We start from the raw sequence: 24,360 nt of genomic DNA on the forward strand, positions 1-24,360 counted from the left end.
GGCGCCGGCTGTCTCAGTTCGTGACCTGGGCCTTCACGGCGGTCTGCCCATCTTGCCGCCATGTGGTTGACGGATCCTTGCCGTCCCGCAACTGGCCAATGTCCCGGACCCGCTTGACCGTGTCGATGCGGCCCTCGGGCCGGCCGCGCACGAGGTCGACCGGGTCGGCGACCTGCGCGGCGACGTTGGACTGCATGGCGCAGCCCAGGTTCCAGCTCGGCCGGTTGTTGTAGTCGGTCGCGAAATTGCCGGCCCCGAGATCCTGAGGCCAGAGGCCGCAGGCATCGGCCACCTTGGCCTGCATGCGCTGGAAGCTCAGCCGGATCGGCGCGGCGAGGGTCGGCGCCGCCACCGCGTAGCCGCTGACGGCGATCTCGCGGGCGTTGACGCCGTTCTGCGTGCCGAGCCGGCCGAGAACCGAGGCCGTCCGCTGCACGGCGGCGACTTGGTCGGGCGGGACGCCCTGGGGTACCTGCATCAGAAGGGTTCCGCGGCCGTAGCGCCGGTACTCCAGCATGAAGGCGTCAACATCGGTCGCCTGGCGCGGGTCCAGATGGCCCGTGCCGGTCGGGAACACGTCGAGGCTGCGGGGCCCGTCGGTCAGCACGATCGGGTGGCGCGCGCGGTAATCCGTGACGTCGATGCCGCCGGTCGTGACGGGATCGGTCTTGCAGGCTGCCGCGAGGGCGGAGAGCGCGCAGGCGGCGAGCACGCTCGCGGCGCGGCGCGGCAGGGCGGGCGGGTGACGTCCGGTCGTGGGTCCGGTCATGGGTCCGGTCATGGGTCCGATCCTGGGAGGCGCGGCGGGGCGCTACTCGACGATGAAGCCGACGCGGCCGCGGTAGGTGCGGCCGAGCGGCGCCGCGGCGGCCGCGCCCGGCGGGGCGACCTTGCCGTAGATGCGGTTGATCTGGCCGAGCAGCACGGCTTGGCCGTCGCTGGAGTCGACGAAGTTGTCGTCGGGCCGGCTGACCTGCTTCGCCTCCATCGGCCGGGCGATGTAGGGCGTGCACATGATCATCAGCTCGGTCTCCTGGCGCTGGTAGTCGCGGGAGCGGAACAGCGCGCCGAGGATCGGGAGGTTGATCAGGCCGGGCAGGCCGGCGATCGCCTGCTTGTTGAACTGCTGGATCAGGCCGGCGGTCATCATCACACCGCCGGAGGGCAGCTCGACGGTGGTCTCGGAGCGGCGCACCCGGGTGCCCGGCACTGCGACCGAGGTGTTGCCGATCACATAGTTGAAGCTCTGCTGCGTATCGATCTCGGTCACGTCCGTGGCGACGCGGATCGAGATCCGGTTGTCGGCCAACACCGTCGGTGTGAACGACAGGGCGACGCCGTAGGGCTTGTAGGTGATGCCGGGCGAGCAGACGCCGCCGACGGCGCAGGTTGCCGAGGCCGGCACCGCGAACTCGCCGCCGGCCAGGAACTTGGCGGCCTCGCCCGAGATGGCGGTCAGCGTTGGCTCCGCCAGGATGCGCGAGACGCCGGCCTGCTCGAACGCCTTCAGGGTCGCCTGAAGCGAGAAGCCGCCCCCCTGCACGGAGGCCTGGACCAGATTCCCGGTCGGCGTGTTCGTGTTGATCGGGAAGGGCAGGTTGTTGGTGATAACATTCGGGATGTACGCCGGGACCTGCGTGGCCGCCGCGGTGCCGCCGTTCACGAGCGTCTGCCCCAGGTTTCCGACCGGGTTCAGAGCCGACCAGTTGCCGGCCATGTTGATCCCGAACTGCTTCAGGACGTTGCGGGACACCTCCACCACGGTGACGCGGAGCATCACCTGGTCCTTGTTGCGGATCGTGAGGTTGTTGATCACCGCGCCCCGCGAGCCGGCGGCGACGCCGCCGCTGGCCGCGCCCGCGGCCCCCGCGGCCCCGGCGCCGCCCAGGCCCACGAAGGCGTTGGCGATGTCGATCGCCTGCTGCGCGTCCGCCGAGGAGTTGACCGCTCCCGACAGGAGCACCGAGGCGCCCGAGGAGCGCACGTCGAAGCGTCCGCCCGGGATGCTCTGGTTGAGCAGCTCGCGCAGGGTCCCGAGGTTCAGGTCCCGCGCCACCGTCACGTCGAGGGCGGCGATCTGGCGGCCCTCGGCATCCATGATGAAGATCGAGGTCGCGCCGTCCGCCATGCCGATCACGAAGACCTTGCGGGTCGAGCGGACCACGGCGTTGGCCACCGCGGGGTTGGCCACGAACACCTCCTTGGCGTCCCGCGGCAGGTCGACGATGACGGAGCGGCCCGCGGTCAGCTCGACCCGCCGGGTCGAGCTCGCTTCCGCGGCTCCGACCGTCAGGATCGGCGCCGGGCCGAAGGTCTGGCGATCCTGGGCAGAGGCCGGCCCGGTCAGGGCGACGAGCAGCGCGAGGGCGCCGGCCGAGCAACGGCGCGGGCCGCGGTCGGGGCGCCGCGTCGGGCGCGTGAGGGACAGCGAAGCGGTCATGGCGGTCACGGCGTCTGCTGCCGCGCGACGCCGAAGCGCACCACGGTCAGGGCGGGTTCGGGCATCTGCGCGGCGGACGCGTCGGCCAGCGGCACGGCTTCCGGCGGCAGCCCGGCATCGGCGAGGCTGCGCAGGGAGAGCGTCAGGGCGCCGACCTTCTGGGCGAGCGCCAGGGTCTCGGCCTGCGCGGGCGTGACCGCCAGCGTCGCGGTCTCGCCGGTGACGACGTTGGTGCCGTTCTTCTCTTGGACCAGCTGACCGATCGCCAGGACGCGGATGTCGGTGAGGATCGTCTGGGAGAGCTGCACGTCGCTGTTGTTGGCCCGCGAATTGGACTCGTCGCGGAAGGTGCGGATCACGTCGACGCGGTCGTTCGGCAGGATGAAGCCGCCGGCCGAGTTGGTTCCGCGGCTGTCGGTGACGATGGCGACCGCGCGCATGCCGGGCGGCAGGATCGCCGCCATGAACCCGCTCTCCGGACGCACCAGCTTCTGCGCGCGGATCGGCTCGCCCGTCAGGAAGCCCGAGCGCACGGACGCACCGACGGTCTCCTCGAGGGCCTTGGGGTTGATCTTGCGGGTCATGTAGCCGTTGGCCACGGCGCCGTCCGGCCAGGGCTGCCAGCGCAGGTCGGCGGCCCGGAGCACCTGGCCCATGGGCATGTCGATGGCGGCCACGAGCACGTCGGTCGTCGGCTGCGGCGGCGCCTCGGCCGTCGGCGGCGGTGGCGGCGGTGGCGGATCGCCGCCGCTCATCAGGAAGGCCGCCCCGGTCCCCGCCGCGAGGGCGATACCGAGGACGGCGAAACGGGCTGGGTTCATCGCATCGCCACGCGCCGGAGACGGCCGGATTGCCGTCCATGACCGGAACCTGCGCGGGGATTCGTGTAATTATGGTTAAGGTATTATAACCTCTGCCGTTGTCTCCGGTCCGGAAACGGGTCGATCGGAACCGCGTCACAATCCGCGGAATCCTTCAGCTCCCGCCCGACCTCGGCCGTGGCGCGGCGCCGGGCCGTCCCCTATCGTGCCGCCGGAACCGCCTCAGAAGCGGGCGCTCGGGCGAACCGGGGGGAGACATGATCAGGACAATCGGCGGCGCGGTGATGGCGGCCGCACTCGCGGGGACCGCGCTCGGGTCCGCTCCGGCGGCCGCGCAGGGAAGCTTCTCGGACAACGCGATACGGATCGGCGTCCTCAATGACCAGTCCGGACTCTACGCCGAGTACGGCGGCCAGGGCTCGGTCGAGGCCGCCCGGATGGCGGTGGAGGATATGGGCGGCAAGATCGGCAGCGTGCCGATCGAGATCCTCACGGCCGACCACCAGAACAAGCCCGACATCGCCTCGGCGATCGCCCGGCAATGGTACGACCGCGACAATGTCGACGCGATCATGGAGCTGACCACCTCCTCCGTGGCGCTGGCGGTCCAGGGCCTGTCCAAGGAGAAGAAGAAGATCACCATCACCACCGGGGCCGCGACCAGCGACCTCACCGGCAAGGCGTGCTCGCCCTACGGCTACCACTGGGCGTTCGACACGCGGGCGCTGGCGGTGGGCACCGGCGGCGCGCTGACCCGGGCGGGCGGCAACACGTGGTTCTTCCTCACCGCCGACTACGCCTTCGGCTCGGCGCTGGAGGCCGACACCAGCAAGGTCGTGCTCGCCAACGGCGGCAAGGTGCTGGGCAGCGTCCGGCACCCGCTCTCGAACCAGGACTTCTCGTCGTTCCTGCTCCAGGCACAGGGCTCGAAGGCCAAGGTGATCGGGCTCGCCAATGCCGGCCTCGACACCTCGAACGCGATCAAGCAGGCCGCCGAGTACGGCATCGTCGAGGGCGGCCAGAAGCTCGCGGCGCTGCTGTTCACCCTCTCGGAGGTGCACGGGCTCGGCCTCAAGGTCGCCCAGGGCCTGACGCTCACCGAGGGCTGGTACTGGGACGCCAACGACGAGACCCGCGCCTTCGGCCAGCGCTACATGAAGCGCACCGGCCGGATGCCCAACATGATCCAGGCCGGCACCTACTCGGCGGTCCTGTCCTACCTGAAGGCCGTCAAGGCGGCCGGCACCGACGAGACCGACGCGGTGAACGCCAAGCTCAAGGAGCTGCCGGTGGACGACGTGTTCGCCCATGGCGGGATCGTGCAGCCCAACGGCCGCATGGTCCACGACATGTACCTGTTCGAGGTCAAGAAGCCGGCCGAGTCGAAGGGTCCGTGGGACCTCTACAAGCTGATCTCGACGATCCCCGGCAAGGAGGCCTTCGCCTCTCCGGCCGAGAGCGGCTGCCCGCTGACGGCGGCGAAGTAGGTCTCACCCCGTCATCGCGAGCGCAGCGCAGCGACCCGGGGCGGCGCGTCCCTGGATTGCTTCGCTCCGCTCGCACAGACGGCGGCAGGTCGAATGTCCCGTCTCAGGATGTGCTCTGCTCCGAGAGGGTTTCACCCCGCCCAGACGCGCCGGTACAGCGCCACGATCTCGTCGGCGCTGGGCTCCGCCGGGTTGTTGGCGGGGGAGCCGGAAGCCAGCGCCTGGGCCGCCATGGTGGGCAGCAGCGCCTCCCAGCGGGCCGGGTCGATCCCGTATTCCCGCGGTCCAGGCACGTCGAGGTCGTCGTTCAGCGCCTCGAGCTCGGTCACCAGGGCGGACACCGCCGAGCGGTCATCGGTGTCCGGGCCGGCGATCTTCATGGCGCGGGCGCAGGCGGCGTAGCGGTCGATCGCGGCCGGGGCCGAGAAGGCCGTCACCGCCGGCAGCAGCATCGCGTTCGAGAGCCCGTGGGCCACGTGGAAATGGGCGCCGATCGGCCGGCTCATGCCGTGGACGAGCGCCACGGAGGCGTTCGAGAAGGCGATGCCGGCCTGGGTCGCGCCGAGCATCATCGCCTCGCGGGCCGCCCGGTCGCCCGGATCGGTCCAGACCCGGCGCAGGTTCGGGGCGATCAACCGCATCGCCTGAAGCGCCAGCCCGTCCGAGAACAGGTTCGACTTGCGCGAGACGTAGGCCTCGATCGCGTGGGTCAGGGCGTCGATGCCGGTATCGGCGGTGAGCCGCTTCGGCTTGGTGAGCGTCAGCTCGTAATCGACCAGGGCCGCCACCGGCAGGTAGGCGAGGCCGATGCAGAGCATCTTCTCGTCCGAGGCCTCGTCGGTCACGATGGTGAAGCGGGTCGCCTCCGAGCCGGTGCCGGCGGTGGTCGGGATCGCCACGATCGGCAGGCCGGGCTCGTCCTGCTGGCGCGGCGCCTTGTAGTCGCGCATGTGGCCGCCGTGGCGGGCGAGCACCGCCACCGCCTTGGCGGTGTCCATCGGGCTGCCGCCGCCGAAGCCGACCACGCAGTCGAAATCGCCCGCCTGGAGGGCCGCCAGCGCCGCCTCCACGGACGCCACGGTCGGGTCCGGCACGGTCTCGGAGAAGATCGTGGCCTGCGCGCCCGCCTTGGTGAGGCGCTCGAGCAGCGTGTCGGTGCGGCCGCTGCCGGCGAGATAGGGATCGGTGACCACGAAGGGCCGCGACAGGCCGAGCTGGCCGAGCACCTCCGGCAGGAGCCGCGAGGCGCCGGCGCCGACGCGCATCAGCCGGGGCAGGGCGATCGAGGCGACCATACTCTTGCTTCTCCCACCCGGCGCCTCTGCTGGTGCGCCGGAACGACGATCTTACGACCTGCGCCCGCCGGGCGAAACTGCCGGCGCTTACACTGCCGGCCCGGCGAAGAGCGCGGCGGCGGCCTCCACCTCGCCCGCGATGAAGCCCGCCACGGCGCGGATATGGGCGGCCTTCCGGTGATCCTCGTGGATGTGCATGTGGAACGAGCGGGTCAGCGACACTGCCCCGGGCAGCACCGGCACGAGCCCCGGATGGGCCGCCGCGATGAAGGCCGGCAGCACGCAGAGGCCTGCGCCGCCGAGCGTCGCGTGGACCTGGGCCAGGAGGTTGGTGGAGCGCAGACGCGCCGAGACCGGCGGGCCCAGGGCGCCGAGATAGTTCAGCTCGCGCGTGAACAGCATGTCCTCGATGTAGCCGACGAAGGGATGCCCCGAGAGATCTCCGACCTCCGCGATCGGCCCGGTTCCGGCGAGGTAGGATTCGGCCGCGTAGACGAGCAGCCGGTAATCGGTCAGGCGGCGCGCCACCACCCGGGCCTGCTGCGGGCCGGACAGGCCGATGACGATGTCGGCCTCGCGCTTCGACAGGCTGAAGATCCGGGCGGTCGCCATGATCTCGACCTCCAGCCCCGGATGGCGCGCGGTGAGCCGGTGCATCCGGGGGGCCAGGAACACGCTGCCGAACCCGTCCGGCGCGCCGATCCGCACCGTGCCGGAGACCGCCTGGGCGGCCTCCGTGGCGGCGCTCGCCGACAGGAACGCGCTCTCCATGGCCTCGGCGACGCCGAGCAGGTTCGCGCCGTCCTCGGTGAGCGCGTAGCCGAGGTTGCTGCGGTGGAACAGCCGGGCGCCGAGCCCTTCCTCCAGGGCGCGGATCCGGCGCCCGACCGTGGTGTGCTCGGTGCCGGTACGGGTCCCGGCGGCGCTCAGCGTTCCGGTCCGCGCTACGGCGAGGAAGAAGCGAAGGTCGTCCCAGTTGGGTCCCGTCCTGGCCATGATCGCACCCTCGCTGTGCATCGATGCACGACGGCTGTAAGCGCATCCGGCTTTATCGCTCAAGCGATCCTGATAGGGTGCGCCAAAATCGAACGCCACATCACAGGGAGGCGCGCATGCGCACGATCGGGCATTACATCGGCGGCCGGAACGTCGGCGGCGAGAGCGGGCGGTTCGCCGACGTGTTCCACCCCTCGACCGGCGAGGTGCAGGCCAAGGTCGCGCTCGCCAGCAAGGCCGAGATGCGCGCCGCGGTCGAGAACGCCGCAGCGGCCCAGCCGGCCTGGGCGGCGACCAATCCGCAGAAGCGCGCCCGCGTGATGATGCGCTTCCTCGAGCTCATCCGCGGCGAGAACGATTCGCTGGCCGAGCTGCTGGCCTCCGAGCACGGCAAGACCGTGCCGGACGCCAAGGGCGACATCCAGCGCGGCGTCGAGGTCGTGGAGTTCGCCTGCGGCATCCCGCACCTGCTCAAGGGCGAGTACACGGAAGGGGCGGGTCCCGGGATCGACGTCTACTCCCTGCGCCAGCCGCTGGGCGTCGTCGCCGGCATCACGCCGTTCAACTTCCCGGCCATGATCCCGCTGTGGAAATGCGCCCCGGCCATCGCCTGCGGCAACGCCTTCATCCTGAAGCCGTCCGAGCGCGACCCGAGCGTGCCGATCCGCATCGCCGAGATCTTCCTGGAAGCGGGCCTGCCGCCGGGCATCCTCAACGTCGTCAACGGCGACAAGGAGGCGGTCGACGCGATCCTCGACGACGAGGACATCAAGGCGGTGGGCTTCGTCGGCTCCTCGCACATCGCCGAGTACATCTACGTGCGCGCCGCCGAGACGGGCAAGCGCGCCCAGTGCTTCGGCGGCGCCAAGAACCACATGATCATCATGCCGGACGCCGACATGGGCCAGGCGGTCGACGCGCTGATCGGCGCCGGCTACGGCTCGGCCGGCGAGCGCTGCATGGCCATCTCGGTGGCGGTGCCGGTGGGCGAGCAGACCGCCGACCGCCTGATGGAGAAGCTGGTCCCGCGGGTCGAGTCGCTCAAGATCGGTCCCTCGCACGACGGCTCGGCCGATTACGGCCCGCTCGTCACCCGGGAGGCCGTGCAGAAGGTCGCGAGCTACATCGACAAGGGCGTAGCCGAGGGCGCGCAACTCGCCGTCGACGGCCGCGGCTTCAAGCTCCAGGGCTACGAGAACGGCTTCTACATGGGCGGCTCGCTGTTCGACCGCGTGACGCCCGACATGACGATCTACAAGGAAGAGATTTTCGGCCCCGTGCTCTCGGTGGTTCGGGCCAGGGATTACGAGGAGGCGCTGGCGCTGCCCTCGACCCACCAGTACGGCAACGGCGTCGCGATCTTCACCCAGGACGGCGACGCGGCCCGCGACTTCACCGCGCGGGTCAACGTCGGCATGGTCGGCGTGAACGTGCCGATCCCGGTCCCGATCGCCTACCACACCTTCGGCGGCTGGAAGCGCTCGGGCTTCGGCGACCTGAACCAGCACGGGCCGGACTCGATCCGCTTCTACACCAAGACCAAGACCGTGACGCAGCGCTGGCCGAGCGGCATCAAGAGCGGGGCGGAGTTCTCCATCCCGACGATGCGGTAGAGCGCGACGGCTCGAGGTGGGGCCCGGGTCCCCCTCTCCCGCGCGGGGAGGGGGTACGGCCCGCCTTGGGGCGGCCGATGTGCGTACCTCGCGCGGTGGCTGACGAACATGAGGGAGTGCCCATGAGTTTCGGGCTCGACGAGGACCAGACCGCGATCCGCGAGATGGCCCTCGGCTTCGCGGCCGAGCACATCGCGCCGCACGCCCTCGACTGGGACCGCGACAAGACCTTCCCGGTCGAGACCCTGCGGGAAGCGGCCGCCCTCGGCATGGCGGGCATCTACGTCCGCGAGGATGTCGGCGGTTCCGGCCTGTCGCGCCTCGACGCGACGCTGATCTTCGAGGCGCTCAGCACCGGCTGCCCGACCGTGGCGGCGTTCCTGTCGATCCACAACATGTGCGCCTGGATGATCGACGCCTACGGCGACGACGATCAGCGCCGCCGCTGGCTGCCGTCGCTCATGGGCATGGAGCGGATCGCCAGCTACTGCCTCACCGAGCCGGGCTCGGGCTCCGACGCCGCGGCGCTCCGCACCCGCGCCGAGCGGGACGGCGGCCATTACGTGCTCTCCGGCGAGAAGCAGTTCATCTCGGGCGCCGGCGCCAGCGACCTCTACGTCTGCATGGTCCGCACCGGCGAGGCCGGCCCGGCGGGGATCTCCGCGATCGTGGTCGAGAAGGGCACGCCCGGCCTGTCCTTCGGGGCCGACGAGCGCAAGATGGGCTGGAACGCCCAGCCGACCCGCGCGGTGCGCTTCGACGGCTGCCGTGTGCCGGTGGGCAACCGCCTCGGCGCCGAGGGCCAGGGCTTCAAGATCGCCATGAGCGGCCTCGACGGGGGGCGGCTCAACATCGCGGCCTGCTCGCTCGGCGGCGCGCAGGCGGCCCTCGACAAGGCGCTCGCCTACATGGGCGACCGCCGCGCCTTCGGGGCGAGGCTCACCGACTTCCAGGCGCTGCAGTTCCGCCTCGCCGACATGGCGACGAGCCTGGAGGTGTCGCGCACCTTCCTGCGGCACGCGGCCGCCGCGCTCGACGCCAAGGACCCGGCCGCGACCCAGCTCTGCGCGATGGCCAAGCGCCACGTCACCGACGCAGCCTTCGAGGTCGCCAACCAGGCGCTCCAGCTTCACGGCGGCTACGGCTACCTCGCCGAGTACGGCGTGGAGAAGATCGTCCGCGACCTGCGCGTGCACCAGATCCTCGAGGGGACCAACGAGATCATGCGGCTGATCATCGCCCGCGGGCTGACCGGGGGCCGCCGATGAGCGACGTGATCGTCGAGCGGGTCGGCGCACTGGGCCGACTGCGGCTCAACCGGCCGAAGGCCCTCAATGCCCTGACCCACGGCATGGTCGGCGAGATCGACCGGGCGCTCGACCGGTTCTCGGCCGATCCGGGCATCGCCGCGGTGCTGCTCACCGGGGAGGGCGAGCGCGGCCTGTGCGCTGGCGGCGACCTGCGCTCCCTCTACGACAGCCCCGATACCGCCTTCGCCGAGACCTTCTGGCGGGACGAGTACAGGCTCGATGCGCGCATCGCGGCCTACGAGAAACCCTTCGTGGCGGTCATGGACGGCATCACCATGGGCGGGGGTGTCGGGCTCGCGGGCCACGCTGCGCACCGGATCGTCACCGAGCGTTCCCGCGTCGCCATGCCGGAGACCGGCATCGGCTACCTGCCGGATGTCGGCGGAACGTGGCTGCTGCCGCGCGCGCCCGGGGAACTCGGCACCTATCTCGGCCTGACCGGCGAGCCGGTCGGCGCCGCCGACGCGATCTTCTGCCGGCTGGCCGACGCCCTGGTGCCCTCCGCGGGTCTGCCTGACCTGATCGACGCCCTCGTGGCGCTCGACCCGGATGCCGGGCAGGCGGGCGTGCGGGACGCGATCGCACGGCTCGCCCGTGATCCGGAGCCGGCACCGCTCGCCGCGCACCGGGCGGTGATCGACCGCTGCTTCGCCTTCGACATGGTGGACGAGATCCTGTCGGCCCTGGCGGCGGACGGCTCGGACTTCGCCGCCGCGACCCAGGCGACGCTCCTGACCAAGGCGCCGTCGAGCCTCGTCCTGACGCTGTGCCTCCTGCGGCTCGGCCGCGGCGCGCCGAACCTGGAAGCCTGCCTGGAGCGCGAGTTCCACGCCTCGCTGGCGCTGCTAGCGGAGGGCGATTTCCGCGAAGGCATCCGCGCCGCGGTGATCGACAAGGACAAGAGCCCGCGCTGGAACCCGCCGACCCTCGACGCGGTCGATCCGGCGCGGATCGCCCGCTGGCTGGAGAAGCGGGCGGAGCCGGTCTTCTCGGACGCGCGCACGGGGCCTGTGTGATGTGAGATCGCGCGTCCCGGCATCGCTTCAAGGGCGCCTCCGGATCCCTTCGGAGCGCAGGTCCCCTCTCCCGTGCGGGAGAGGGACAGGGTGAGGGACCAGGTTTTTCCGGAGAGGGCGTATCCCTCACCCCGACCCTCTCCCGCACGGGAGAGGGGGCGTGTCGCGCTCGGTGCAGACCGACGTGGCCTGCCGTTGAGGTGAAGGTGCGCGAGGAGAGCAGGGAGAAGCAGGATGGCGCAGACCATCGGGTTCATCGGTCTCGGCAACATGGGCGGGCCCATGGCGGCCAACCTCGTGAAGGCGGGCCACACCGTACGGGGCTTCGACCTGGTGCCGGCCTCGCTGGAGGCGGCGCGCGCCGCGGGCGTCGCTGTCACCGGCTCGGCCCTGGAGGCGGCCCAAGGGGCGGACGTCGTCATCACCATGCTGCCCGCCGGGCGGCACGTGGTCGAGGTCTGGACGCAGCTCGCCGAGGCCCTGCCCGCCGGCACGCTCCTGATCGATTCCTCCACGGTGGACGTCGAGAGTGCCCGCAAGGCCCACGCCCTCGCGGAGGCACGGGGCTGCCTGTCGGTGGACGCGCCGGTCTCCGGCGGCACCGGCGGCGCCAAGGCCGGCACGCTGACCTTCATGGCCGGCGGCGCCGCCGCCGCCTTCGCCAGGGCCGAGCCGCTGCTGAAGGCGATGGGCAAGAACGTGTTCCATTGCGGCGATGCCGGTGCCGGGCAGGCGGCCAAGATCTGCAACAACATGATCCTCGGCATCTCGATGATCGGCGTCAGCGAGGCCTTCGCGCTCGGCGAGAAGCTCGGCCTGTCGCACCAGGCGCTCTACGACGTGGCCTCAGTCTCCTCGGGCCAGTGCTGGTCGCTGACCACCTACTGCCCGGTGCCGGGCCCGGTGCCGACCTCGCCGGCCAACAACGGCTACAAGCCGGGCTTCGCCGCCGCGCTGATGCTCAAGGACCTCCGACTCGCTCAGGCCGCCGCCATCGCCGCGGGGGCGGCGACGCCGCTGGGCGCGGAGGCCGCGCAGATCTACGGCCTGTTCGAGGGCGCGGGCCACGGGGGAGAGGACTTTTCCGCGATCATCCGTATGCTCCGCGGGCAGGGAGGCGAGTCGTGAGCGACACGTACGAGACGATCCTGACGGAGACGCGCGGGCGCGTCCTGCTGATCACCCTCAACCGGCCGAAGGCCCTGAACGCCCTCAACGCGCAGCTCACCCGCGAGGTGATCCGGGCGGCGACCGAGGCGGATGCCGATCCGGGGATCGGCTGCATCGTCCTCACCGGCTCGGCCAAGGCCTTCGCGGCCGGCGCCGACATCAAGGAGATGCAGCACGCCACCTACGCGGAGATGTATTCCGGCGACCGGTTCGCCGACTGGGACCGGTTCGTCGCCGTGCGCAAGCCGATCATCGCCGCGGTGGCGGGCTACGCGCTCGGCGGTGGCTGCGAGCTCGCCATGATGTGCGACATCATCCTGGCGGCCGACACGGCGCAGTTCGGCCAGCCCGAGATCAAGCTCGGCGTGATGCCTGGGATCGGCGGCAGCCAGCGGCTGACCCGCTTCGTCGGCAAGGCCAAGGCCATGGAGATGTGCCTGACCGGGCGGATGATGGACGCCGCCGAGGCCGAGCGCGCTGGCCTCGTCTCGCGCGTGATCGCGGCCGACCAGCTCCTCGACGAGGCGCTGAAGGCGGCCGAGACCATCGCGTCGATGTCGCTGCCGATCGCGATGATGACCAAGGAGGCAGTCAATCGGTCCTACGAGACCACGCTGACCGAGGGCATCCGGTTCGAGCGGCGGGTGTTCCACGCCATGTTCGCCACCAAGGACCAGAAGGAGGGTATGGCCGCCTTCGTAGAGAAGCGGCCGCCCCGGTTCGAGAACACCTGAGCGGGGACCAGGCGATGGATGTGCTGGACCACGACGAAGTCCGGTTCGAGATGGCCTTCCCGCGCGCAATCGTCGCCCAGAAGGCGCGCGGGCGCGAGGAGACCATCAACGAGCACCTCGTGAAGCTGCTCGCCTTCGACGTGCCCCAACGGACGCGGTCGGTCTGGCGGAAAGAGCTGACGCGCCATTTCCGTTTCCTGGCGGCGCTGCGGGTCAAGCCCGGCGCCAGCCTGATCCCGCCCCGCGATTGGTGGGCATGGCTCTACGCGGATCCATTCGAACACAACGAAGCCGGCTACACGGCCGGCCTGATCGCGCTGAACGCCGACGATTTCGCCCGCAACGACCGCAGTGTTGGGGCGATTGCCGGGCAGATCCGCGACTTCCACGCCGCCATGGTTCAGCGCCTCGCGCAGGGCGAGGCCGGTGAGGATCTGATCCCGGCCTGAAGACGCCGGGTCGGGATCGGTCAACGAGGACGAGGGGGAACGACCATGCCGAGCTTCCGGGAGGCCCGCGACCTTCTGCTGGCCCATCGCACCGACTACGCCGCCGCCGTCGCGGCCTTCGCGTGGCCGGACCCGGTGCCGTTCAACTGGGCGCTCGACTGGTTCGACGCCGTCCTCGCCAGCCCCGAGAGCCGCGACCGCGCCGCCCTGCGGATCGTCGAGGCTGGCAGCGGGGCCGAGCAGAGCCTCAGCTTCGGCGAGCTCGCGGCACGGTCCAATCAGGTGGCCAACCACCTGCGTCAGCTCGGCCTGAAGCGCGGTGACCACCTGCTCCTGCTGCTCGGCAACGTGCCGGCCCTGTGGGAGACCATGCTGGCCGCGATGAAGCTCGGCGCCGTGGTCATCCCGGCGACCACGCTGCTCACCGCCGACGAGCTCGCCGACCGCCTCGCCCGCGGCCGCCCGCGGGCGATCGTGGTCGGGCCGGAGCAGATCGCACGGTTCGCCGGCCTCGACACGGGCGGCGCCGTCCGCCTCGTCACCGGGGCTCCGACGGAGGGCTGGGCGGCCTACGACGACGCCTTCACGGCCTCGGACAGCTTCGCGCCGGACGCCCCGACCGCCGCCGACGACCCGCTGCTCCTCTACTTCACCTCCGGCACCACGGCGAAGCCGAAGCTGGTGCGCCACAGCCACCGCTCCTACCCGGTGGGCGCGCTCTCGACCATGTACTGGCTCGGGCTGCAGCCGGGGGACGTGCACTGCAACGTCTCCTCGCCGGGCTGGGCGAAGCACGCGTGGTCCTCGTTCTTCGCGCCCTGGAACGCCGGCGCGACGATCCTGGTGATCAACCAGGCGCCGTTCAACGCGGCCGCGCTGCTGGCGCAGCTGGAGCGCACCGGCGCCACGACGCTCTGCGCGCCGCCGACCGTCTGGCGGATGATCATCCAGGAGGACCTGTCCGGGAAGCGGCTCGCCCTGCGCGAGGTCTGCGCGGCGGGCGAGCCCCTGAATCCCGAGGTGATCGAGCGCGTGAAGAGCGCCTGGGGCCTCACGATCCGCGACGGCTACGGCCAGACCGAGACCACCGCGCTCATGGCCAACACGCCGGGGCAGCCGGTGGTGCCGGGCGCCCTGGGCCGGCCTCTCCCGGGCTACCGGGTGCGCGTCCTCGACCTCGACGGTCAGCCGGCCGCCGAGGGCGAGGTCTGCCTCGAACTCGGGGCCCACCGGCCCGCCGGCCTGATGCAGGGTTACGACGACGGCCAGGGCAACCTGTCGGGCGCGGCCGGCGACCTCTACCACACCGGCGACGTCGCCTTCGTGGACGAGCAGGGCTGCTACACCTTCGTCGGCCGCGCCGACGACGTGTTCAAGTCGTCGGGCTACCGAATCAGCCCCTTCGAGCTGGAGAGCGTGCTGATCGAGCACCCGGCCGTGGCCGAGGCGGCGGTGGTGCCTGTGCCCGACCCGATGCGTCACACCATCCCGAAGGCCTACGTGTCCCTGGTGGCCGGAGCGAGCCCCGGACCCGAGACGGCGCTCGACATCTTCCGCTTCACCAACGCCCGGCTCGCGACCTTCAAGCGCCTGCGCGGGCTCGAATTCGTCACCGATCTGCCCAAGACGATCTCGGGCAAGATCCGGCGGGTGCAGCTGCGCCGCCTGGAGCACGAGGGCATCACCGAGGACCCGCACCGGGGCCGCGCTTACACGCAGGCGGACTTCCCGGAGCTGAAGGGCGAGGCCGAGCGCAAGCTCGACTAGACGGCGGGCTGAGCGCATCCACTCCGTCATCGCGGGCGCGGCCAGGCGACCCAGGGCAGCGCGCCATCGGTCGGCTTGGCGCAGTCCTGGCGCGCCCCGCTGCGCTCGCGATGGCGGCTGCGCGCCTGAGGACTAAGGTCCCCGGGTGACGAACCCTCAAGGTTTTCGGTTTCCGAAGCCGAAGCCGCCGATTTACAAGGGTTCTCAAGTCTCCCGTCGACGCTGTCGCGCGTGAGCGGGCCCGCGCCGGCGGATCGGTAAAATTGCGCGCATCCGCTTCAGCGCCGCGGAGGCTCTGCGGCGCAATCCTGTCCTCAACAACGGGGACGGGTTCGATGGGCGCGGCGCTTCTCAGGACGGTTCGGGGGATGCTGGTCGGAGCGGCGACGCTGCTCGGCCTCGCCGCTCCGGTTCAGGCGCAGACGCTGGCGAGCCTGCCCGCGGACGTGGGCGCCAAGATCCTGGGCGACGCCAAGCCGATCGCGGCGTGGGTGACGTTCTGCCAGACCTACGCGGCGGAGTGCGCGCTGGACCGGGGCGAGCCGGCCCGGATCAGCCTGACGCCCGCCACCTGGGCGACGATCGTGTCGGTGAACCGGCGGGTCAACAAGGCGATCGAGCCGATGACCGACCAGGACCACCTGCACGTGGCCGACCGCTGGGACCTGGCCGAGGACGGCATCGGCGACTGCGAGGACTTCCAGCTGCTCAAGCGCCACATGCTGGCCGAGGCCGGCCTGCCGCGGCGGGCGATGCGCATGACCGTGGTGATCGACGAGAAGGGCGAGGGCCACGCCGTGCTGACCCTGATCACCGACCGCGGCGACCTGGTGCTCGACAACAAGACCAGCGCGATCCTGCCCTGGCACAAGACCGGCTACGTGTTCATCAAGCGCGAGAGCCAGGACGCCGTCGCCTGGGTCTCCCTCGGCGGCGTCACCTCCCCGGTCACCACCGCAAACCGGTGAAGCGGCCTCAGGCCGCCCGGCTCAGCGACGGCTGGGCGAGGCTCGCCACGTAGGACTCCACCCGGCCAATGAAAGCCGCGAGATGCGGGGCGACGCCCCGGAGACTGGCGAGATCCCGGACCAGGATGTCCCGCGACAGCGCCCTGTCGCCCTCGCTCGGCGCGTCGGCGAGGTAGGAATCGACCGCGTGCTCCGCGATATTGATCGCGCCGGCCCGACCATCCTCGGCGAGCGCTCTGATCACCTGCTGGATGGCGGGCTGCATGGCGGGTCCTTTCCTGGGGTGCGGCCCCGTCGGCGACGGGCTGGCCGGCTTCACGCGTCTCGATCGAGCCCGCCGCGAATCCCCCGTGCGAGCCGTGCTGAGAAGCCGGCAAAGCTGACGTGAATCAAGGCCTTCCGAGAAGGCGCAGAGCGGCTATTCACTCAGTGCATACGATTTCGGTCAGCCCCGCGGATGCAACACTCTCTTAAATCGGAACCGATACGGCTCCCCGCGCGTTAGCTGTCTCGTCCTGACCCATTGTGCGTCGCACGTGGCCGTGTCACCCTTCCGTCATCATCGGGCGGCGGGGGCTTGAACCATGCGGCACGCGGATGGCGGTATCTCGTGTCAGGTCTTCGGCCCGCTCCGTTGGCGCGGGTGGACGCACGCGGCGTGCCGCGCGCGGCAGGCGGCCAGTTTTGCCCTGCTCGGCACGATCCTCGCGATGGGCGGCGCCACGACCCACGCCCACGCGCGGCTGGTCCTGCCGGATCAGGTGACCGCCGCCGAACCGACCGGGCCGGTGCGGGCGACCGCGGGCTGGACGGATTTCTGCGCCCGCACGCCTCAGGAATGCACGGTCGACACGGCCGAGCCGGCCGAGATTTCCCTGACCGTGGCGGTGTGGCGGACCCTGCAGAGCGTCAACCGCCGCGTGAACGCGCGCATCCGGCCGATCACCGATCAGGCGCACTGGGGCGTCGTCGACCGCTGGGACTTCCCCGATGACGGGTTCGGCGATTGCGAGGATTACCAGCTGCTGAAGCGGCGGATGCTGGTGGAGCGCGGCCTGCCGCGGCGCGCCCTGCTGATGACCGTGGTGATCGACGAGACCAACGAGGGCCACGCGGTGCTGACGGTCCGGACCGACCGCGGCGACTTCATCCTCGACAACAAGACCGACGCGATCCGGTCCTGGCGCCGCACCGGCTACAACTTCATCAAGCGGGCCGGCCAGGACGGCGCGGCCTGGGTGTCCCTGGAGGGCAAGGACGGGACCGCGCAGGTGGCCACCGCCGAGCCCTGAACCCGGTCAGGCGCCGACCAGCATCGCGGCGAGGTCGAGGGCGACGCGGCCGGAGAGCAGGCTCCAGCCGCACGCGATGACCGTCGCCAGCATCACGAACGGGATCGGGCGCCCCTCGATCCGCCGGCCGCGCACCGTGTTGCGCAGGATGATGAACGGCGCCGAGAAGGCCAGCATCGGCAGGGCGGCGACCGCCGGCAGACCACCGCGCTCCAGCAGGCTGAAGCTCGCCCGCCGCGCCGCGAACAGCTCGAAGGCGCTGGCGATCAGGCCGGACAGCGCCAGTCCGATGCAGAGGGTCCGGATCGACTCGAGGGCGACGGGCGTGAGGACCATTATTCGCGCTCCTGATACAGGTTGCGCGCACTGTACTCACGCCGTTTACCGGTTGTTAAGCACGAGTCCTCGTTAGCGTTAATCCGTGCACAGGTGCGGCCGGCGGGACCCGATCCGAGACGCGGGTCCGGCCGGAGCGCGGGGCCTCAGGCCTCTTCCTCGAGATCGATGTCGAGGATCGCCATCCGGAAGACGAAGGAATCGTCGCCGTCCTCCTTGTCGTCGGCGATCACGCCAATCGACTCCTCGCCGATGAACACCTCGGCGGAGTCGCCGGTCTTCATCGCGGTGAGGCGGATATTGTTGTTCGCGAACTTGCGGCGCAGATAGTCCTGAAGCTTCGCGGTCTCGGCTTTGGTCACGCTGGTCGATCTCCCCTGGCGGCGCTGGCGCCGCGGATGGGCCGAGGGCTTGCCACGCCGCGGGCGGAGCGGCAAGCGCGACGGCCCCGGGTCAGATCCCGTCGCCCAGGTGGATGAACTGATCGAGGGCGACGAGTTGGTCCATCGCCCGAGCCGGATCGTCGCAGCCGGCGGTGCCGACCACGCGCGCCGGCACGCCGACGACCGTCGTGTTCGGCGGTACCGGCCGCAGCACCACCGAGCCCGCCGCCACTCGGGCGCAGGCCCCGACCTCGATGTTGCCCAGGATCTTGGCGCCGGCGCCGATCATCACGCCGCGGCGGATCTTGGGGTGGCGGTCGCCGCGCTGCTTGCCGGTGCCGCCCAGGGTCACGGCGTGGAGGATCGACACGTCGTCCTCGATCACCGCGGTCGACCCGACCACGAGGCCGGTGGCGTGGTCGAGGAAGACGCCCCGACCGATCCGCGCCGCCGGATGGATGTCGCACTGGAACACCTCCGAGACCCGGCTCTGGAGGTAGAGGGCGAGGTCGCGTCGACCGCGGTTCCAGACATGGTGGGCGAGGCGGTAGGCCTGCAGGGCGTGGAAGCCCTTGAAGTACAGGACCGGTTCGAGGGCCCGGAGCGTCGCCGGATCCCGGTCGATCACCGCGCCGATATCGGCGCGGAACGCCTGGCCGATTCCGGGATCGACCGTGATCGCCTCGTGGAAGGCGTGGGCGACGAGTTCGGCCGGGAGCGACGGGTGCCCGAGCCGCGCCGCGACCCGGTGGGAGACCGCGCCTTCCAGCGTGGTGTGGTTCAGGATGGTGGCGACGATGAAGGAGGCGAGTTGCGGCTCGGTCCGCAGGACATCCTCCGCCTCGTCCCGCAACCGCGACCAGACCGGGTCGACGACCGCGAGGTCATGCGATGGGTGAGTGAAGGCAGGACTGGCGCTCATAGTCGGATGCTCATGTCCGGGACTTCGCAGGGTCTGCCGGTCGCGCGTGGGGCGGGGCCGGTCCAGCGCCCGCTCGAGCGGGGTGGTTGTCCCGCCCGGAGAGACGGCAGCGGCGGCGACGGACCGCGGGTACTGTCCTAGCGTGGTGCGCTGCACCGCGGCGATCAAGGGCCAGCGCGGCCCGGGGGTCGCATCGGTCGCATGGCTGTCAGCGAACGCGGGCGGGTCAGTCCGCCAGCGGCACGCCCTGCCCGAACCGCGCCTCGATCGCCGCCGTCAGGCGGTCCAGCATCGTCTGGACAGGGATGTTGGAGGTGTCCACCGTCGCCGGGGCCCGGGCGTAGAGCGGCTCGCGGCTCGCCAGCACGGCGCGCAGCTCCTGCATCGCGGAGGCGTGGTCGCCCGTCGTGGCGAGGTGTCCCTGCTCGCGGACGCGGCTCATATGCTCCTCCGGCCGGGCGCGCAGCCAGATGGTGTAGAACGCCTGGAGGAGCAGATCGTAGGTCAGCGGTTCCGCGACGATGCCGCCGCTCGTCGCGAGGATCAGCGGCCCGGGATGCTCGGTCAGGCGCCGCAAGGCCGCCTGCTCGAGCCGGCGGTAGCCTTCCTGGCCGTAGATCGCGAAGATCTCCTGGACCGAGAGGGCGTTCTCCCGCTCGATCTCGGCGTTGAGCTCCACGAAGGTCCAGCCGAGGCGCTCGGCCGCGAGCTTGCCGAGGGTCGACTTGCCGGCGCCGCGCAGTCCGGTCAGCGCCACGCGCGGCCGGTTGCTCGATTCGGGCCGGCTGCCGCCGGACAGGGCCTCCTTGGCGGCGACGATCTGGGCCGGGCTCGCCTGGGCGAGGAGGTCGCGCACCACGGGCCAGTCGGGCAGCGCGTCGTTGCCGGTGATCAGGTCGTCCAGCCGCACACCCATGGCGTTCGCCACCCGCCGCAGCAGGATGATCGAGACGTTGCCCTGGCCGCCCTCTAGCTGCGCGATGTAGCGCTCGGACAGGCCCGAGGTCTGCGACAGAACCTTGCGCGACAGCCCGCGCACTGTGCGCGCGTGCCTGACGCGTCGCCCGAGGTCCGTGAGAAAGAGAGATTCCTGTTCCACGCCGGTCATGGCGCCGTCCGCTTTCCTGCCAGCTCGAAAGCAGAGTCCGTGCCCTGCATGCCTGCCGCTTCGAGATCCATCGCGCTTTGGCGTTCCGCCGGACAGGAAGCTGCCTGAGAACGTGCGCGTGTAGACCGGCGTTTCCTGCCCTGAGATCCGTCGTGCGCCACCCGCGTACGGCCGCTGTCTCGCGGCGCCGGTCCGTACCGTAACGATCCAACCACGTTGCTGGCGTGGCGCCTATGTGTTGCGGATCGACCCGATGGTCAAGCCTTGGGCATGATCCTTGTGTGGGCAGAAGGCCCGGCCGGGCGGGCGATCGGCGGTCTGCGCCCGCGCCGGAGCGGGCGCGCTACTCGACCGGCAGGGCCGTGGCCTCGCGCACCGGCGTGGCGAGCGCCGCGGCGGCCGGGGCGCGCCGCGGCGTGGCGGCGGCGAGCATCTGGAGCGACGGACGGCGCGGCGGCAGCGGCACCTCGACCGCCTCGACCGCCGCCTCGGTGGCCGGTGCCGAAGCGGCCGCGGGGGTCATCGGGGTGGCGGCCGCCGCGGGCTGCGGCGAGAGCCGGAGTTCCGCCATCTGCGCCGGCGAGGCCTCCGCGCTCCCGAGGGCCGTGGGTCGGCGCGGCGGCAGCGGCACCTCCACGGAGGGAACCGAGGCGGCCTGCGGGGCGGCCGGGGGCGCGCCCGCGGCCGGGTCGATGGACAGGCTGGCGAGTTCGACCGCGGCGCCGGCCAGGGCGGCGGGCCGGCGCGGCGGCAGCGGCACCTCGACGGTCTCGGTCGGAACCTCGGCCACGGCGGCGGCCGTCGGCGCGTAGGCCAGGGCGGCGGCCGCGGGGTTGGGTTTGGAGTCGGCGACGCCGCCGCCGAACAGGCTCGCGAGGGCGCTGGCCGAAGCCGCCACGGGGGCGACCACCGAGGCGACCTCGGTGGAGATGCCCTGGCGCTTGGCGGCGTAGTAGTAGCCGCGGTTGTAGTACTGGTAGGCCTGGGCGACGTTGCCCTTGGCCGTGCGGTAGGCGCCCGCCAGATAGGCCACGCCGTAGCGCAGGTTGGTCTCCGGATCGTACAGGCCGGCGGCGTCGCCGGTGTAGCCCATGCCGCGCGCGGTCGCGTGCTTGATCTGCATGAGACCCAGGGCGCTGCCGCCCTTCGCCCGCGGATTGTAGTTGCTCTCGCGCTTGACCACGGCGTGCACGAAGCTCGCCGGAACGCCGTTCGCCTTCGCCTGCTGCTCGATCAACGCGTCGATATTGTCGCGCGCGCCCTGCCCGAAGGCGGCGGCGGGCGCGACCGCGAGGACGGCGGCCAGGATGAGGCGATGCATTCCGAGACCCGGTGCTGCTTGTTCTGTAGTCAAGCTAGGTCACGGGGAAATGAGGCCGGAAAGCGGCCCCCGTTCGGCAGCCTGTGGGCGGCCGGGGCGACGGGCGTGCTTGTGATCCGCGCGCCACAGGGCGGCGCGCGGACGCGGTCGGCCGGTCTGGGGAGCCGGTCAGGGAAGGATGAAGCGCTCGACCGCGCGGGCGAACCCGTCGGCGTCGTTGCTGTCCGTGACCGCGCTGGCGGCCGCCTGGACGCTCGCCTCGGCATTGCCCATCGCCACGGAGTAGCCGCTCTGCGCGAACATCGGGCGATCGTTCCCGGCATCGCCGAATGTGGCGATCCGCTCGCGCGGGATGGCGAGATGCGCGCTCATCCAGGCGACGAAGCGACCCTTGTCGAGATCGGGCGGCGTCACGTCGAGATAGTACTTCTGCGAGCGGTGGACGGTGGCCCGGCCGGCCAGCGCCGCCGCGATTCGCGTCTCGCAGGCCGCGAGATGGGCGTGGTCGCGGCTGACGCCGACGATCTTGGCGGCCATACCCATGAGCGTTCCGAGATCCGGCACGACTCGGGGCTCCGCGTCGATCGTGCGGCGCTCCAGGTCGGTGTAGGGCCCGTCCGGGTCGCGCAGGCACCACGCGCCGTCGGCGAAGACCCAGACGTCCAGCCCCTCGGCCAGGAGCCGGTCGAGGGCCGCCCGGGCCGCCGGCTCCGGGATGGTCCGCTCCTCGATGATCGACAGGTCCGGCCGGACGACGCTCGCGCCGTTGAAGGCCCCCATCGGCAGGTCGAGGCCGAGCTCCGCCACGAGGCTCCGCAGCCCGATCGGCGGCCGCGCCGAGGCGATGCTGAAGCCGATCCCGGCCGCGCGCAGGCGGCGCACGGCCGCCACCGTCGCTGCCGTCAGGCGCTTGTCCCCGGTGACCAGGGTGCCGTCGACGTCCGAGATCACCAGGGCGATCCCCGCGGCCTTGCCGGTTCCTGCAGTCATCGCGTCACTCCCCACCCGGATCCCGGCGCGCCGCGGTGGCGAGTTCCGCCACGACCCGGTCGGCAATCGCCTCGGGCGGCTCGAGGATCCCGACGGTGATCGGGTGCTCGTCGGGGCCCGGGACCTCGAGGGTGGCGAACTGGCTGTCCAGGAGATGCGGCGACATGAAATGACCCTGGCGCTCCGCGAGACGCCGCGCGATCAGGGCCTTGTCGCCGTCGAGGTAGACGATGCGGACCCGCCGGCTGCCCCGGGTGAGGACGTCCCGGTACGCGCGCCGGAGCGCCGAGCAGACCACCACGCCGGACTCGCCGGCGTCGAGGCGCTGCTGGATCCAGGTCGCGATCCGGGCGAGCCACGGTGCGCGGTCCGCGTCGTCGAGGGCGTGGCCCGCGTGCATCTTCGCCACATGCTCCGGCGCGTGGAAGCTGTCGCCGTCCACGAAGATCCAGCCGAGCTTCTCGGCGATCAGCGCCGCCACGGTGCTCTTCCCGGACCCCGAGACGCCCATGACCACGAGCACCTGAGCGGCCGTCCCGGCATCGAATGGCGAGTCTGATTGGGACGTCATCCGGACCACCGTGGCTCCGAGGCGCGCCGGGCCGCCGCGCGTCACGATCATGCGGAGCGCGCGCGCGGATGGGAAGATCGCCGCGCCCGACGTTGCCGCCGTGTCGGCAGGAACCGTCGCGGCGCGGGCCGCGTTGACGACCCAGAACGCGAACATTTAGGGAACATGAGTCGCATGGCTACCACCACCGCGAAGGCGACGTCGAAGGCCGATCGGGATTCCGGAGTGCGCCAGGATGCGCACCAGGAGGCGCCGGAGAACCCCAAGACCGACCCGAAGGACGTGTCGAACCAGATCAAGGATCCAGACCAGTGGACCACCGGCGGCGAGCCGATGACCGGCGCGCAGGCCTCCTACCTGAAGACGCTCTCCGAAGAGGCGAAGGAGCCGAAGGCGTTCGATCCCGACCTCGACAAGGCCGAGGCCTCCAAGCGGATCGACGACCTGCGCCACAAGGCCGGCCACGCCTGAGCCGTCGCGGGCGCGCCCTCGCCGGGCGCGCCCGCCGCGCGGGGCGGTGCATATCCCGCCCGGAATCAGCCCGATGCCCTGTTTCGGACACTTCGTTAAGCCGGCGGCAAGCGCGGGCCGGTAACAGCCTTCCGAGCGCGTGAGGCCACGCGGACGGCGGGATGGGAAGGCGCGTTCGACCATGGATGAGCCGGGCGGCGACGGGGCGGGGCGGCGCGCGGTGCGATCCCGGGCGGCGGCCGCCCTGACGGATCGGATCCCTGTCGCGGCCGCGCGCTTCGCCCACGACCTCCGCGGATCCACCGCGACCGAGTACGCCCTGCTCGGGGGCCTGATCTTCCTCGTCGCGGTCGGCAGCATCCGCTACTACGTGTCCCGCGTCAGCGCCGTCTACGGCGACATCACCGCGGCGGTGACCCAGGGTCAGTGAGCGGATCGCGCCGGGGCCGTGCGGCCCTGGAGTCGATGGGCCGACTCGTTACCGTCGACAGCGCTCGGATTTGTGTCCCGATATTTCAGCAGCGCGCGCTGCGCCCGGCATTCGTCGTCCCTGTGCCCCGAAAAAGCTGTGCTTAACGAGGATGACTTAGCAGTCTCGGTCGTGGCGGGCGGAGTGTGGCTCACCCGCTACGGACACCTGGGCCGCTATGGGCTAGGCACGGGCTCGGCAATACCGATGGGCAACATCTGGATGCGCAAACTTCCCCTCGTCCTGCTCGCCGTCACGGCGATGTCGGGCTGCACGTACCTGCCCGCGGCGGGTCCGACGGCGAGCGCGATCCAGGCCGGGGCCGAGGTCGCCACGGCCGACGGCGGGATCCTTGCCCGCTACGAGATCATCGACGTCACCCCCTCCGTGGTCGAGGCCCTGCGCGGCCGCCCCCTCGACAGCCTGCTCGC

The 24,360-nt window shown here is 71.4% G+C and carries 25 protein-coding genes and 1 pseudogene; 13 read left to right on the forward strand and 13 right to left on the reverse strand.

Features of this window, described 5'->3' with window-relative positions; all coding sequences use genetic code 11:
- Positions 1-13: 13 nt before the first annotated feature.
- From ACLBYB_RS26800 to cpaB, 3 genes are read right to left on the reverse strand one after another with little or no spacing between them, the layout of a single operon-like run.
- Complete coding sequence (locus ACLBYB_RS26800) at positions 14-781, reverse strand: CpaD family pilus assembly protein (RefSeq protein WP_175556351.1); 768 nt, start codon at positions 779-781, stop codon at positions 14-16.
- Between the two features lie 30 nt (positions 782-811).
- Positions 812-2,440: a type II and III secretion system protein family protein gene (locus tag ACLBYB_RS26805; protein ID WP_447700601.1), complete on the reverse strand. Its 1,629-nt coding sequence runs from the start codon at positions 2,438-2,440 to the stop codon at positions 812-814.
- Positions 2,441-2,445: 5 nt separating this feature from the next.
- Positions 2,446-3,261, reverse strand: coding sequence for a Flp pilus assembly protein CpaB (gene cpaB / locus ACLBYB_RS26810; protein ID WP_020095649.1), 816 nt, complete (start codon positions 3,259-3,261; stop codon positions 2,446-2,448).
- A 257-nt stretch (positions 3,262-3,518) separates the two neighbouring features.
- Here cpaB and ACLBYB_RS26815 point away from each other — a divergent pair, with 257 nt between their 5' ends.
- Positions 3,519-4,748 carry an ABC transporter substrate-binding protein gene (locus tag ACLBYB_RS26815; protein WP_020095650.1) on the forward strand — a complete coding sequence of 410 codons (1,230 nt, stop codon included), beginning with the start codon at positions 3,519-3,521 and terminating at the stop codon, positions 4,746-4,748.
- Positions 4,749-4,879: 131 nt separating this feature from the next.
- Here ACLBYB_RS26815 and ACLBYB_RS26820 read toward each other — a convergent pair whose 3' ends face one another.
- Both ACLBYB_RS26820 and ACLBYB_RS26825 read right to left on the reverse strand, forming a co-directional pair.
- A complete protein-coding gene (locus tag ACLBYB_RS26820) occupies positions 4,880-6,043 on the reverse strand; it encodes an iron-containing alcohol dehydrogenase (protein WP_447700602.1) in 1,164 nt (387 codons plus the stop codon).
- Between the two features lie 87 nt (positions 6,044-6,130).
- Positions 6,131-7,039 (reverse strand): LysR family transcriptional regulator, encoded by a 909-nt coding sequence (locus ACLBYB_RS26825; protein ID WP_447700603.1) that lies wholly within the window; start codon positions 7,037-7,039, stop codon positions 6,131-6,133.
- Positions 7,040-7,155: 116 nt separating this feature from the next.
- Between ACLBYB_RS26825 and ACLBYB_RS26830 the strand changes: the two genes are divergently transcribed.
- The 8 genes from ACLBYB_RS26830 to ACLBYB_RS26865 all read left to right on the forward strand — a co-directional run bounded on the left by ACLBYB_RS26830 (position 7,156) and on the right by ACLBYB_RS26865 (position 16,066).
- Positions 7,156-8,652, forward strand: coding sequence for a CoA-acylating methylmalonate-semialdehyde dehydrogenase (locus ACLBYB_RS26830; protein WP_091980827.1), 1,497 nt, complete (start codon positions 7,156-7,158; stop codon positions 8,650-8,652).
- A 122-nt stretch (positions 8,653-8,774) separates the two neighbouring features.
- The gene (locus tag ACLBYB_RS26835) at positions 8,775-9,920 is read left to right on the forward strand and encodes an isobutyryl-CoA dehydrogenase (protein ID WP_447700604.1); all 1,146 of its coding nucleotides are present in this window, start codon (positions 8,775-8,777) and stop codon (positions 9,918-9,920) included.
- A complete protein-coding gene (locus ACLBYB_RS26840; protein WP_447700605.1) occupies positions 9,917-10,978 on the forward strand; it encodes an enoyl-CoA hydratase/isomerase family protein in 1,062 nt (353 codons plus the stop codon). Before ACLBYB_RS26835 ends, ACLBYB_RS26840 begins: the two co-directional genes overlap by 4 nt.
- Positions 10,979-11,212: 234 nt before the next feature.
- On the forward strand, positions 11,213-12,106 hold the full coding sequence (mmsB, locus tag ACLBYB_RS26845; RefSeq protein WP_447700606.1) for a 3-hydroxyisobutyrate dehydrogenase: 894 nt from the start codon (positions 11,213-11,215) through the stop codon (positions 12,104-12,106).
- Positions 12,103-12,882: an enoyl-CoA hydratase gene (locus ACLBYB_RS26850; protein WP_020095657.1), complete on the forward strand. Its 780-nt coding sequence runs from the start codon at positions 12,103-12,105 to the stop codon at positions 12,880-12,882. Before mmsB ends, ACLBYB_RS26850 begins: the two co-directional genes overlap by 4 nt.
- Before the next feature lie 14 nt (positions 12,883-12,896).
- Positions 12,897-13,331, forward strand: a complete 435-nt coding sequence (locus ACLBYB_RS26855; protein WP_447700607.1) for a hypothetical protein — start codon at positions 12,897-12,899, stop codon at positions 13,329-13,331.
- Positions 13,332-13,376: 45 nt separating this feature from the next.
- Entirely contained in the window at positions 13,377-15,098 is a 1,722-nt protein-coding gene (locus ACLBYB_RS26860) for an AMP-binding protein (protein WP_447700608.1), read from the forward strand.
- A gap of 368 nt (positions 15,099-15,466) precedes the next feature.
- Positions 15,467-16,066, forward strand: a complete 600-nt coding sequence (locus ACLBYB_RS26865; RefSeq protein ID WP_447700609.1) for a transglutaminase-like cysteine peptidase — start codon at positions 15,467-15,469, stop codon at positions 16,064-16,066.
- 7 nt (positions 16,067-16,073) lie between these two features.
- Here the strand turns inward: ACLBYB_RS26865 and ACLBYB_RS26870 are convergent, their stop codons facing one another.
- A complete protein-coding gene (locus tag ACLBYB_RS26870; protein WP_012320711.1) occupies positions 16,074-16,331 on the reverse strand; it encodes a hypothetical protein in 258 nt (85 codons plus the stop codon).
- A 319-nt stretch (positions 16,332-16,650) separates the two neighbouring features.
- Between ACLBYB_RS26870 and ACLBYB_RS26875 the strand changes: the two genes are divergently transcribed.
- Positions 16,651-17,358, forward strand: a complete 708-nt coding sequence (locus tag ACLBYB_RS26875) for a transglutaminase-like cysteine peptidase (RefSeq protein WP_447700610.1) — start codon at positions 16,651-16,653, stop codon at positions 17,356-17,358.
- 6 nt (positions 17,359-17,364) lie between these two features.
- Here ACLBYB_RS26875 and ACLBYB_RS26880 read toward each other — a convergent pair whose 3' ends face one another.
- The 7 genes from ACLBYB_RS26880 to ACLBYB_RS26910 form a co-directional block, all read right to left on the reverse strand.
- The gene (locus tag ACLBYB_RS26880; RefSeq protein WP_020095662.1) at positions 17,365-17,694 is read right to left on the reverse strand and encodes a DUF6949 family protein; all 330 of its coding nucleotides are present in this window, start codon (positions 17,692-17,694) and stop codon (positions 17,365-17,367) included.
- A gap of 146 nt (positions 17,695-17,840) precedes the next feature.
- Entirely contained in the window at positions 17,841-18,056 is a 216-nt protein-coding gene (locus tag ACLBYB_RS26885; protein WP_007565940.1) for a DUF3126 family protein, read from the reverse strand.
- A gap of 91 nt (positions 18,057-18,147) precedes the next feature.
- Positions 18,148-18,999: a serine O-acetyltransferase gene (gene cysE / locus ACLBYB_RS26890; protein ID WP_026605327.1), complete on the reverse strand. Its 852-nt coding sequence runs from the start codon at positions 18,997-18,999 to the stop codon at positions 18,148-18,150.
- 226 nt (positions 19,000-19,225) lie between these two features.
- Positions 19,226-20,107 carry a helix-turn-helix transcriptional regulator gene (locus ACLBYB_RS26895; protein WP_020095664.1) on the reverse strand — a complete coding sequence of 294 codons (882 nt, stop codon included), beginning with the start codon at positions 20,105-20,107 and terminating at the stop codon, positions 19,226-19,228.
- Between the two features lie 343 nt (positions 20,108-20,450).
- Positions 20,451-21,428, reverse strand: a complete 978-nt coding sequence (locus ACLBYB_RS26900; RefSeq protein WP_447700611.1) for a lytic transglycosylase domain-containing protein — start codon at positions 21,426-21,428, stop codon at positions 20,451-20,453.
- Between the two features lie 168 nt (positions 21,429-21,596).
- Entirely contained in the window at positions 21,597-22,418 is an 822-nt protein-coding gene (locus tag ACLBYB_RS26905; RefSeq protein ID WP_447700612.1) for a Cof-type HAD-IIB family hydrolase, read from the reverse strand.
- Positions 22,419-22,422: 4 nt separating this feature from the next.
- A complete protein-coding gene (locus tag ACLBYB_RS26910; RefSeq protein WP_427510502.1) occupies positions 22,423-22,989 on the reverse strand; it encodes a gluconokinase in 567 nt (188 codons plus the stop codon).
- A gap of 174 nt (positions 22,990-23,163) precedes the next feature.
- Between ACLBYB_RS26910 and ACLBYB_RS26915 the strand changes: the two genes are divergently transcribed.
- The 3 genes and pseudogenes from ACLBYB_RS26915 to ACLBYB_RS26925 form a co-directional block, all read left to right on the forward strand.
- Positions 23,164-23,460, forward strand: a complete 297-nt coding sequence (locus ACLBYB_RS26915; protein ID WP_447700613.1) for a DUF3072 domain-containing protein — start codon at positions 23,164-23,166, stop codon at positions 23,458-23,460.
- A gap of 181 nt (positions 23,461-23,641) precedes the next feature.
- Positions 23,642-23,890 (forward strand): Flp family type IVb pilin, encoded by a 249-nt coding sequence (locus ACLBYB_RS26920; protein WP_447700614.1) that lies wholly within the window; start codon positions 23,642-23,644, stop codon positions 23,888-23,890.
- Positions 23,891-24,151: 261 nt separating this feature from the next.
- A pseudogene (locus ACLBYB_RS26925) lies at positions 24,152-24,360 on the forward strand (polysaccharide biosynthesis/export family protein); the annotation flags it as partial.

The organism is Methylobacterium sp. D54C (assembly GCF_053345595.1).

Excerpts from the sequence above, each read along its gene's own strand:
- ACLBYB_RS26895 (WP_020095664.1), bottom strand. The coding sequence starts at position 20,107 with ATGACCGGCGTGGAACAGGAATCTCTCTTTCTCACGGACCTCGGGCGA.
- ACLBYB_RS26870 (WP_012320711.1), bottom strand. The coding sequence starts at position 16,331 with ATGCAGCCCGCCATCCAGCAGGTGATCAGAGCGCTCGCCGAGGATGGT.
- ACLBYB_RS26820 (WP_447700602.1), bottom strand. The coding sequence starts at position 6,043 with ATGGTCGCCTCGATCGCCCTGCCCCGGCTGATGCGCGTCGGCGCCGGC.
- ACLBYB_RS26805 (WP_447700601.1), bottom strand. The coding sequence starts at position 2,440 with ATGACCGCTTCGCTGTCCCTCACGCGCCCGACGCGGCGCCCCGACCGC.
- ACLBYB_RS26875 (WP_447700610.1), top strand. The coding sequence starts at position 16,651 with ATGCGGCACGCGGATGGCGGTATCTCGTGTCAGGTCTTCGGCCCGCTC.
- ACLBYB_RS26840 (WP_447700605.1), top strand. The coding sequence starts at position 9,917 with ATGAGCGACGTGATCGTCGAGCGGGTCGGCGCACTGGGCCGACTGCGG.
- ACLBYB_RS26815 (WP_020095650.1), top strand. The coding sequence starts at position 3,519 with ATGATCAGGACAATCGGCGGCGCGGTGATGGCGGCCGCACTCGCGGGG.
- mmsB (WP_447700606.1), top strand. The coding sequence starts at position 11,213 with ATGGCGCAGACCATCGGGTTCATCGGTCTCGGCAACATGGGCGGGCCC.
- cpaB (WP_020095649.1), bottom strand. The coding sequence starts at position 3,261 with ATGAACCCAGCCCGTTTCGCCGTCCTCGGTATCGCCCTCGCGGCGGGG.
- ACLBYB_RS26905 (WP_447700612.1), bottom strand. The coding sequence starts at position 22,418 with ATGACTGCAGGAACCGGCAAGGCCGCGGGGATCGCCCTGGTGATCTCG.
- cysE (WP_026605327.1), bottom strand. The coding sequence starts at position 18,999 with ATGAGCGCCAGTCCTGCCTTCACTCACCCATCGCATGACCTCGCGGTC.
- ACLBYB_RS26900 (WP_447700611.1), bottom strand. The coding sequence starts at position 21,428 with ATGCATCGCCTCATCCTGGCCGCCGTCCTCGCGGTCGCGCCCGCCGCC.
- ACLBYB_RS26860 (WP_447700608.1), top strand. The coding sequence starts at position 13,377 with ATGCCGAGCTTCCGGGAGGCCCGCGACCTTCTGCTGGCCCATCGCACC.
- ACLBYB_RS26800 (WP_175556351.1), bottom strand. The coding sequence starts at position 781 with ATGACCGGACCCATGACCGGACCCACGACCGGACGTCACCCGCCCGCC.
- ACLBYB_RS26855 (WP_447700607.1), top strand. The coding sequence starts at position 12,897 with ATGGATGTGCTGGACCACGACGAAGTCCGGTTCGAGATGGCCTTCCCG.
- ACLBYB_RS26910 (WP_427510502.1), bottom strand. The coding sequence starts at position 22,989 with ATGACGTCCCAATCAGACTCGCCATTCGATGCCGGGACGGCCGCTCAG.
- ACLBYB_RS26835 (WP_447700604.1), top strand. The coding sequence starts at position 8,775 with ATGAGTTTCGGGCTCGACGAGGACCAGACCGCGATCCGCGAGATGGCC.
- ACLBYB_RS26880 (WP_020095662.1), bottom strand. The coding sequence starts at position 17,694 with ATGGTCCTCACGCCCGTCGCCCTCGAGTCGATCCGGACCCTCTGCATC.
- ACLBYB_RS26920 (WP_447700614.1), top strand. The coding sequence starts at position 23,642 with ATGGATGAGCCGGGCGGCGACGGGGCGGGGCGGCGCGCGGTGCGATCC.
- ACLBYB_RS26865 (WP_447700609.1), top strand. The coding sequence starts at position 15,467 with ATGCTGGTCGGAGCGGCGACGCTGCTCGGCCTCGCCGCTCCGGTTCAG.
- ACLBYB_RS26830 (WP_091980827.1), top strand. The coding sequence starts at position 7,156 with ATGCGCACGATCGGGCATTACATCGGCGGCCGGAACGTCGGCGGCGAG.
- ACLBYB_RS26915 (WP_447700613.1), top strand. The coding sequence starts at position 23,164 with ATGGCTACCACCACCGCGAAGGCGACGTCGAAGGCCGATCGGGATTCC.
- ACLBYB_RS26825 (WP_447700603.1), bottom strand. The coding sequence starts at position 7,039 with ATGGCCAGGACGGGACCCAACTGGGACGACCTTCGCTTCTTCCTCGCC.